At 64.1% G+C, this 8,382-nt stretch carries 8 protein-coding genes; 1 reads left to right on the plus strand and 7 read right to left on the minus strand.

Annotated features, from left to right (window positions below; genetic code table 11):
* The 3 genes from VVR41_RS10480 to VVR41_RS10490 form a co-directional block, all read right to left on the minus strand.
* On the minus strand, window positions 1-1,631 hold a 1,631-nt coding region (locus VVR41_RS10480), incomplete at its 3' end, for a CTP synthase (protein ID WP_368524724.1).
* A 114-nt stretch (window positions 1,632-1,745) separates the two neighbouring features.
* On the minus strand, window positions 1,746-2,729 hold the full coding sequence (locus VVR41_RS10485; RefSeq protein ID WP_368524725.1) for a diacylglycerol kinase family protein: 984 nt from the start codon (window positions 2,727-2,729) through the stop codon (window positions 1,746-1,748).
* A gap of 46 nt (window positions 2,730-2,775) precedes the next feature.
* Window positions 2,776-3,708 carry a PHB depolymerase family esterase gene (locus VVR41_RS10490; RefSeq protein WP_321102898.1) on the minus strand — a complete coding sequence of 311 codons (933 nt, stop codon included), beginning with the start codon at window positions 3,706-3,708 and terminating at the stop codon, window positions 2,776-2,778.
* A gap of 32 nt (window positions 3,709-3,740) precedes the next feature.
* On the opposite strand from VVR41_RS10490, the gene VVR41_RS10495 reads away from it, so the two are divergent.
* Entirely contained in the window at window positions 3,741-4,502 is a 762-nt protein-coding gene (locus VVR41_RS10495; protein ID WP_368524726.1) for a class I SAM-dependent methyltransferase, read from the plus strand.
* Between the two features lie 46 nt (window positions 4,503-4,548).
* Here the strand turns inward: VVR41_RS10495 and der are convergent, their stop codons facing one another.
* The 4 genes from der to VVR41_RS10515 all read right to left on the minus strand — a co-directional run bounded on the left by der (window position 4,549) and on the right by VVR41_RS10515 (window position 8,373).
* On the minus strand, window positions 4,549-6,093 hold the full coding sequence (der, locus tag VVR41_RS10500) for a ribosome biogenesis GTPase Der (protein ID WP_368524727.1): 1,545 nt from the start codon (window positions 6,091-6,093) through the stop codon (window positions 4,549-4,551).
* Window positions 6,090-6,785, minus strand: coding sequence for a (d)CMP kinase (cmk, locus tag VVR41_RS10505; RefSeq protein ID WP_368524728.1), 696 nt, complete (start codon window positions 6,783-6,785; stop codon window positions 6,090-6,092). Before cmk ends, der begins: the two co-directional genes overlap by 4 nt.
* The gene (locus VVR41_RS10510) at window positions 6,785-7,714 is read right to left on the minus strand and encodes a pseudouridine synthase (protein WP_321102905.1); all 930 of its coding nucleotides are present in this window, start codon (window positions 7,712-7,714) and stop codon (window positions 6,785-6,787) included. Before VVR41_RS10510 ends, cmk begins: the two co-directional genes overlap by 1 nt.
* 65 nt (window positions 7,715-7,779) lie before the next feature.
* Window positions 7,780-8,373, minus strand: a complete 594-nt coding sequence (locus VVR41_RS10515; protein WP_368524729.1) for an SMC-Scp complex subunit ScpB — start codon at window positions 8,371-8,373, stop codon at window positions 7,780-7,782.
* Between the last annotated feature and the right edge of the window lie 9 nt (window positions 8,374-8,382).

The raw sequence follows: 8,382 nt of genomic DNA on the forward strand, positions 1-8,382 counted from the left end.
GCGTTCAACGCAGCACCCACTAGTCCGACGAACAAAGGGTTCGGGCGGGTGGGACGGGAGGTGTACTCCGGGTGCGCCTGCGTGGCAACCAAGTACGGGTGAACGTCACGCGGGTACTCGACGTACTCCACAAGCTTGCCATCCGGCGAGGTACCGGAGAACACAAGATCCGAGCCAGCGGTGATGCGGTCGCGGTAAGCGTTGTTGACCTCGAAGCGGTGGCGGTGGCGTTCCGAGACCTCCGTGGAACCATACTGCTCGGCCACGACAGAGCCGTCCATGAGGACCGCGGGGTATGCGCCGAGGCGCATCGTGCCGCCGAGGTCGGCCTCACCTGCTACAGCTGCCTGCTGCTCGGCCATGGTAGAGATCACAGGCTCAGAAGCCGAAGGATCGAACTCGGTCGAGGTAGCCCCCGTGATGCCCGCTTCCAGTGCAGCCTCAATAACGATGCATTGCAGGCCGAGGCAGATCCCTAGCAAGGGGATGCGGTTGACACGGCAGTGCCGGATGGCAGCAATCTTGCCGTCGATGCCGCGGTTGCCAAAACCACCGGGAACCACGACAGCGTCAATGCCCTGCAGCGCCGCTGCGGGATCGTCTACGCAAAGATCCGAGCTGATCCAAGCGATCTCTACGCGCACCTTGTGGTGGAAACCGGCGGCGCGGATCGCCTCCACAACTGAGAGGTAGGCGTCTGGGAGATCGACGTACTTGCCAACGATGCCGACGGTAACCGTCCGGTCCGGGTTATTGACCCGGTCCAGCAGGTCACGCCAGGTGGTCCAGTCGACGTCGCGGAACGGCAGGTTGAGCCGGCGGATCAGGAAGGTGTCCAGCTGCTCGCGGTAGAGCACCTCGGGGATGTTGTAGATCGAGGGCGCGTCGGCGCACGAGATCACGCCTTCGGTGTCAACGTCGCACATCAACCCGATCTTTTCCTTCAGCCCGGTGGGAACCTCGCGGTCGGCGCGCAGGACAATGGCGTCTGGCTGGATACCGATAGAGCGAAGCTGTGCCACGGAGTGTTGGGTGGGCTTGGTCTTGAGTTCTCCGGAGGGCGCCAGGTAGGGCACGAGGGAGACGTGGATGAAGAAGATGTTCTCGCGGCCGACGGCGTGACGTACTTGGCGCGCAGCCTCCAGGAAGGGCTGGGACTCAATGTCGCCGACGGTGCCGCCGATCTCCGAGATGACAATGTCGGGCCGGTTGCCTTCCGCGTCGGGCTCGCCCATGGCGAGGATGCGGGACTTGATCTCGTCTGTGATGTGCGGGATGACCTGGACCGTCTTGCCTAGGTAGCCACCGCGGCGCTCGCGGGCGATGACCGAGGAGTACACCTTGCCGGTGGTGACATTCGCGTTCTTGGTCAGATTGCGGTCAAGGAAGCGCTCGTAGTGGCCGAGGTCGAGGTCGGTCTCGGCGCCGTCTTCGGTGACGAACACCTCACCGTGTTCAAACGGGTTCATCGTGCCGGGGTCCACGTTGAGGTAAGGGTCAAGCTTTTGCATAGTCACGCTCAAGCCCCGGGCGATGAGCAGCTGGCCAAGGCTAGCGGCGGTCAGCCCCTTCCCCAGCGAGGAGACAACGCCTCCGGTGACGAAAATGTATTTGGTCGGCTGTGCGGACATGCGGGCCTCCTGGGAAGAAAAAGAAAAATCCGCAGGTGCATCGGAATGATGACCTACGGACTTTCAGCATAGCACTACTATCTACCGGTCAATAGATACGTAGTGGTTCCGCAGCTAGACCCGGACCGCCAGCGACCCGGCCTGGATCTCAATGTCGACACCCACGACCTCCCCTACCGGGTCGCCGTCGAGCTCGAAGGTGTGAGGAGTTGTCAACGTCACGGATGCGCGCTTTCCGCGGGAGTAGTCGAGAATCCCGGCTGATTTCGCTATCGGCCCGCCGACGTTTTCCTCATTCTTTTCCACGAGCGGCTTGCCCATCACCTTGCGCACCGTGTTGGCGGCGGCGTTCGCGCCGAGGCGCGCGAACACACCCAGCCACCCAAAAGCGCCACGCGGAGCCATGGTCACGACGTCAAAGATGCCGTCGTCAGGCTCGGCGGCAGGAAACAGCGGGAACTCGTTGATGAGGTAGCCACAGTTGCCAAAGATCATCGTGTGCAGGCGGGCATTGTCCACCTGGGTGTCGTCGATCGAGTAGGTTGCGCGTACATCCCCGCCGTCGACAAGCGAGCGAATGAGGCCCTGCCCATAGGCCAGCGGGCCGATGTGCTTCTTTAGAGATTCGTCGGTGTTTTCCAGCATCCCGGTATCGAGCCCAAGGCCGGCCATCACAGCGAAACCCAAAGAGTCCGTCGACCCATCCGGGCGGTGCAGATCCACAGAGCAAACATCCACGTTGCGATCGCGGCCTTGGAAGGCGCGGCGCACGGAGGCCGTGAGATCGAGATCAAGCTCTAGGTTGCGGGCGAGCAGGTTTCCAGTACCGGACGGGATAATTCCCATGCTGACGCCCGTGCCTGCGAGCGCAGAAGCGATGACGCGCACCGTGCCGTCACCACCGGCGACAAGAACAAGCTCCACACCAGGCTTTTGCACCGCGGCCACCTGGACCTGATCATCGTCCGGGGACGTCTCGATCCATTCAACGCCCTCGGCATCGCGGGCGTAGGTGTCTACGGCAGCGCGCAGCTCCTGCTCGTCGACCTTCACTGGGTTAAAGACGACGAGGACGGCCCCGGGTTTTCCGTTAGTCATGCCGACCATAGTATCGAGCAATCAGGCGGGTGCAGGGCGCGCCGGGCTAACGGATGCCGAAGAACTCCAGTTGCTTCTCAGTGGCAAATGACGGCCACTCGTGAACGCCCCCGTCGATGCGATAGTGCTCAAGCGGTGCGTCGCAGTCTTGCCACACGAATCGTTCGATTCCGGGCGCATACGTGCTCTCGGTGGGAAGTTCATCGCAGTGGTTACGCACTGCTGCCTCCGCGAGCATCTCATGGGAGGACTCGTAGACACTATTGTGGCGCTGCCCACCGTCGTAGCCGATGACAGAATCAGCAGTGCCGTGGAAATCAATGTGCTTGATGGGGATTCGGCTGCAGCCTTGGGAGACACGCTCATAGAACGCAGCGGAAACCGATCCCACGGCGGTGAGGTCCTGCGGGCGCTGGCAGCCGAGGTAGGAGGCGAATCCTCCTCCGTTGGACAGGCCCGTGGCGAAGACCCGGGACGCATCGATCGTGAACTCGGCGTCGAGAGCCTGGCGCACCGCTTCGACGAAGGCGATGTCCTGCTCTCCCGTCGTGGTGGCGTACGGCGCGGGCGCCCACGCCTGGTCGTGGCCTTCCATGAACACGACAACCGCGTTGGCGGCGTCGAGGCCAGATTCTGTCCGCACCTTCTCGGCGTCGCCCTTGTAGCCGTGAAAGACGTAGATCAGAGGCATCCTGGTGGTGCGTTCCACTCCCGCGGGAACCGACAGCACGTAGCTGCGTTCCATGCCGCCGGCGCCAATGGTGCGTCGTTCGAGGCGGTGCGGCTGCGGGGCAGCGAGTTGCTGGGGTGTGGGTGCGGCGGCAATGCCCGGATCAGCGGGAGGCTGGGGTGCGGGTTCGGCAGCTGGGGGTGTCGTCAGGCGTGTGGGTGAGCTGTCGATGGGTGCATCTCCGGGTACGGAACACCCCACCAGCGCCGCGAGCATCACGCCGGCGGTTAAACGATGGACCCACGCCACAGCAGCACTCCAGATTGATAGATTGACAAGTCATGAAACCGAGCCGGAAAGACGCTCCTGCCTTTCGCGACGCCTCCGAGCGCATCAGCGCTGCGGCGACGTATCGCCGTGGGGCGGAGAACTATCATCTGGCCCGACCGTCATACCCAGACGAAGTTACCTCGTTGCTCCCGCCGGGGGGAACCATCCTCGACGTCGGAGCCGGAACCGGAAAACTCACAGAACTGTTGCTCCAGGCAGACCGCTCGGTGTACGCCTGCGACCCCTCCGCGGAGATGACCAAAGTTCTGCGCCGCGCGCTGCCCGACGTGCCTGTGTGGCGGGCGACTGCGGAGGACACGGCGCTTGCCGACGCCAGCGTGGACGCCGTCGTCGCGGCCCAAGTATGGCACTGGGTAGACCCAGATCGTGCCAGCGCCGAGGCACACCGTGTGGTGCGCGACGGCGGGCATTTGATGCTGTGCTGGAACACGTTGGATGTCTCCCACCCGTGGGTGCTGCGGCTCAGCCGCATCATGCACTCGGGCGACGTATTGCGCGAGGGGTTCTACCCCACCGTCGCCGCGCCGTGGCGCCTCATCGAGGAGCGGCGCGTGAGCTGGATCCAACCCGTCACCACCGGTGACCTGTTCGACCTGATGGCAACACGGTCGTACTGGATGAGGTCGACCGAGAAAACGCGCGCCACGATGACGAACAACCTCACCTGGTACCTCTACGAGCGCCTCGGTTTCGACGAGGGGCAGCTTCTGCCCCTGCCCTACCGCACGGATGCCTTCGTCTACGCGCGCTGAGGCATCCGGCGGCGACCTCCGTTAGCGGCGCTGGCGGCGACCTCCGTTAGCGGCGCTGGCGGCGTTCGCGCACGCGCACGGCGATGCGCACCGGCGTGCCGTGGTAGCCGAACGTTTCACGGAACTTGCGCTCCAGGTAGCGGCGGTAGCCGGCATCCAGGAATCCCGTGGTGAACAGCACGATTGTCGGCGGCCGCGTGGACACCATGGTGGCGAACAGGACACGCGGCAGGCGGTTGTTCTTCATCGGCGGCGGGTTTGCGGCGATGGCATCGCGCAGCCAGTTGTTCAGCTGGCCGGTCGAGATGCGTCGGTCCCAGTTCTCGAGCGCTTCCGTCATCGCCGGTTCCAGGCGGTGCAGTCCGCGCCCGGTGTCTGCGGAGATGTTCAACTTCGTCACCCAGGACAGGTGGCCGACCATGTCATCGAACTCGCGGTCGAAGTAGTAGCGGCGGTCCTCATCCATGAGATCCCACTTGTTGAAGCAGATGACCATGGCTTTGCCGGCATCCAGCACCATCGCGATGACGCGCTGGTCCTGCTCCGAAATCTCCTGGGAGGCGTCGATGACAACGACGCACACCTCGGCTGCCTCGATGGTTCCGCGGGTGCGCAGGGAGGCGTAGTACTCGTGGCCCTGGGCGTTCTTGACCTTCTTGCGCAGACCTGCGGTATCGATGAACTTCCACATATTGTTGTCGAGCTGGATGAGCTCGTCCACCGGGTCCACGGTGGTGCCGGCTGCGTTATCCACCACAGAGCGGTTCGAGTTGCTCAGCTTGTTCAACAGGCTGGATTTGCCCACGTTAGGACGCCCGACAAGCGCGACGCGTCGAGGTCCCTCGGTGATCGAGTTCTTCGCCCGAGGCTCGTCCGGGAAGACGCGCAGAATCTCGTCGAGCACGTCCGCGCCACCCCGTCCGTGCAGGGCTGACACCGGCCACGGGTCGCCGAGGCCTAGAGCGTAGAACTCAGCCACGTCTGCCCATTGCCCCTCGGACTCGAACTTGTTGGCCACCAGCAGAACCGGCACCTCAGAGCGCTGCAGGTTGCGCGCCATGACCGCATCAGTTTCGGTAACACCCGTGTGCGAGTCGACCACCATAACGATGACGTCGGAGGTCTCCATCGCCACCTCGGACTGGTGCGCGATCGCGGCGTGGATGCCCTTCGCGTCCGGGTCCCAGCCGCCGGTGTCCTGCACCCAGAAGCGGCGCCCGCCCCAGTCCGCGATGTAGCTGACGCGGTCGCGGGTCACGCCGGGGTGGTCCTCGACGACCGCTTCACGGCGCCCAATGAAGCGGTTTACCAGGGTCGACTTACCCACGTTCGGGCGCCCGACGATGGACACGGTCGGAAGTGCTTCTTCCACATGCTCCGGCTCGCCGATTCCGAGTGCCTGCTCGACCTGGGCCCACTGTTCCTCGGTCATATCCTCCGGATCGGTGGACTCAACCAGGTCAGCGAAGTCGTCCAGGGTGTCGAGAGACTCGACGTCGACCGGGATCTCAATCTCAGAGGTGTTGGAGGTCTCGGCGACGTCGTCGGCACCTGTGTATTCAATGTCCTCGTCGTGCTCGTTGCTGCTCATGTGGCGCTCCTTTCGATCAGCGACACAAGCGCATTGAGCACTTCGTCCCGATCCATCTCAGATGTGTCAATCACCACGGCGTCATCCGCCGGGCGTAGGGGGCTCGCAGCGCGCGACGAGTCCAGCTCGTCTCGGCGCTGCACGTCCGCTAGGACGGTGTCGAAATCTACTTCGCGCCCGGCTGCGACGTCTTGGTCGAAGCGGCGCTGAGCGCGCACCTCGGGAGATGCGGTCAGGTACGCCTTAGCGGGGGCGTCGACAAGCACGACCGTGCCGATGTCGCGGCCTTCCACAATCGCGCGGTGGGCTTCCGCCGCGAGCTTGCGCTGCAGGGCCACGAGGTTTTCGCGCACCTGCGGGATCGCGGACACCGCCGAGACATTGCGGGTCACATCGGTTCCACGGATCTCACCGGAGACGTCCTCGCCGCCAAGCAGAACCTCCGTTGAGTCCGGATCATCCGAAACAGTTAGGGGGAGGTCGCGGGTGGCCTCGATAACGGCAGCCGCATCATTGGGGTCGATGCCGGCGCGCAAAACGGCGAGCGTGGCCACGCGATACATCGCCCCGGTATCGACATACTTGGCGTCCAGGTGGCGCGCTAGGCGGCGGCACGTCGACGACTTGCCCGTACCGGACGGGCCGTCGACGGCGAGGAGGAGGCCCTCATCGGGCATGTTGGACAACGCCATTACATATCCACCGCCTTGAAAAGCGAGGTGAGCTCGTTGCTGTTCAGGGCGCGCATGGAGCCGGGCTTCATGTCGCCCAGCTGAACCGTGTGCACCTTCGTGCGCACGAGGCGCTGCACCGGGTAGCCGGCAGCCTTGAGCAAACGACGCACGAGGTGCTTGCGGCCCTCGTGAATCTCCAGGCGGATGATGGACTGGCCGTTGTGCACGTCGACGATCTGGACGTAGTCCGCGGAAGCCGGGCCATCCTCGAGCTCGATGCCCTTCTTGAGCTCGGAGACGAGCGACTGCTTCGCCTCGCCGAGCACCGTGGCCAGATAGGTCTTCGATACACCGTAGCGCGGGTGCATCAGGCGGTTGGCCAGCTCACCGTCGTTGGTGAGAAGCAGCAGGCCCTCGGTGTCGGCGTCGAGGCGGCCGACGTGGAAGAGACGCTGGCCGGAGGCTGTCCTCTCCGCGACATAGCTGCCGACGGACGTGCGGTCCATCTCGTCCTTCATCGTGGACTGCACGCCGCGAGGCTTGTTGAAGACGAAGTACTCCAACTCCTCGTTGACGTTGACGCGGGTCCCGTCGACGCGGATGACATCCACGCTCGGGTTCACGCGCATGCCTTGCTGGGTCACCCTCGTACCGTTGACCTCGACTCGGCCTTGCGCGATCATAATCTCGGCGTGGCGGCGCGAGGCGACGCCCGCCTGGGCGAGGACCTTCTGCAGTCGTACACCGTTGTCAGTGCGGCGCTGGGCGGGGGCGGAATCTGGTTCGTCCCACCAGTTGTCTTCCAGCGGGTGGGGGGTGTTGTCGGCCGCGGCGCGGCGCTCATCACGGTGGACGTTCTGCTTCTTCGCCGGCTTCGCATAGGAGATGTAGAACGTGTCGTCCTTCTCTCTATCCGGTGTGCCGTCTCGGCGAGCGGGAGGAGTCATGGGTGAATCCTTTGATTGATTATGCGGTTGTTGACCCATCCCACGCTACCAGTGCTTATACGGCCCTACCAAGCGTCCTCGATCGAATCGATGTCCGGCAGGAGCGGAGCGAGGTCCGGCAACCGGTCGAGGGAGTCAATGCCGAGCAACTCCAAAAACAGCTCAGTGGTGACGTAGCGGTGGGCTCCGGAGGACTCATCTGGATCAACCTCTGCGATCAACCCGCGCAACGTCAACGTGCGCATCACGCCGTCAACATTGACACCGCGCACACCGGCAACTTGTGATCTCGTCACGGGCTGCCGGTAGGCAACCACGGCGAGTGTCTCCATCGCCGCACGCGAGAGCTTCGTCTGTGATCCGTCGAGAAGAAACGCCTCCACGGCTTCGGCGTTGCTGGTGCGCGTGAACAGCCGCCAGCCCTCGGCAGTTTCCCGCAGGTCGATCCCGCTGCCGCGCGCGTCAAACTCGTCGCGGATCTCCCGCAGCTGCTTCTCGACGTCCCCTTCCTCCGCCCCGAGAGCACGCGCCAACGCGCCCGCCTGGGCCGGCGTGTCGAGGACGAGGAGCACCGACTCCAACCGGGAGCGCAGCTGGGAGACCATCGGCAGCGCAGTGTCGGCGGCCTCAGCAGTAAATGCGGCGTTACGGATCTCCATAGCGCCTCA

It is taken from the genome of Corynebacterium sp. LK2510 (assembly GCF_040946405.1).
Lineage (GTDB): Bacteria > Actinomycetota > Actinomycetes > Mycobacteriales > Mycobacteriaceae > Corynebacterium.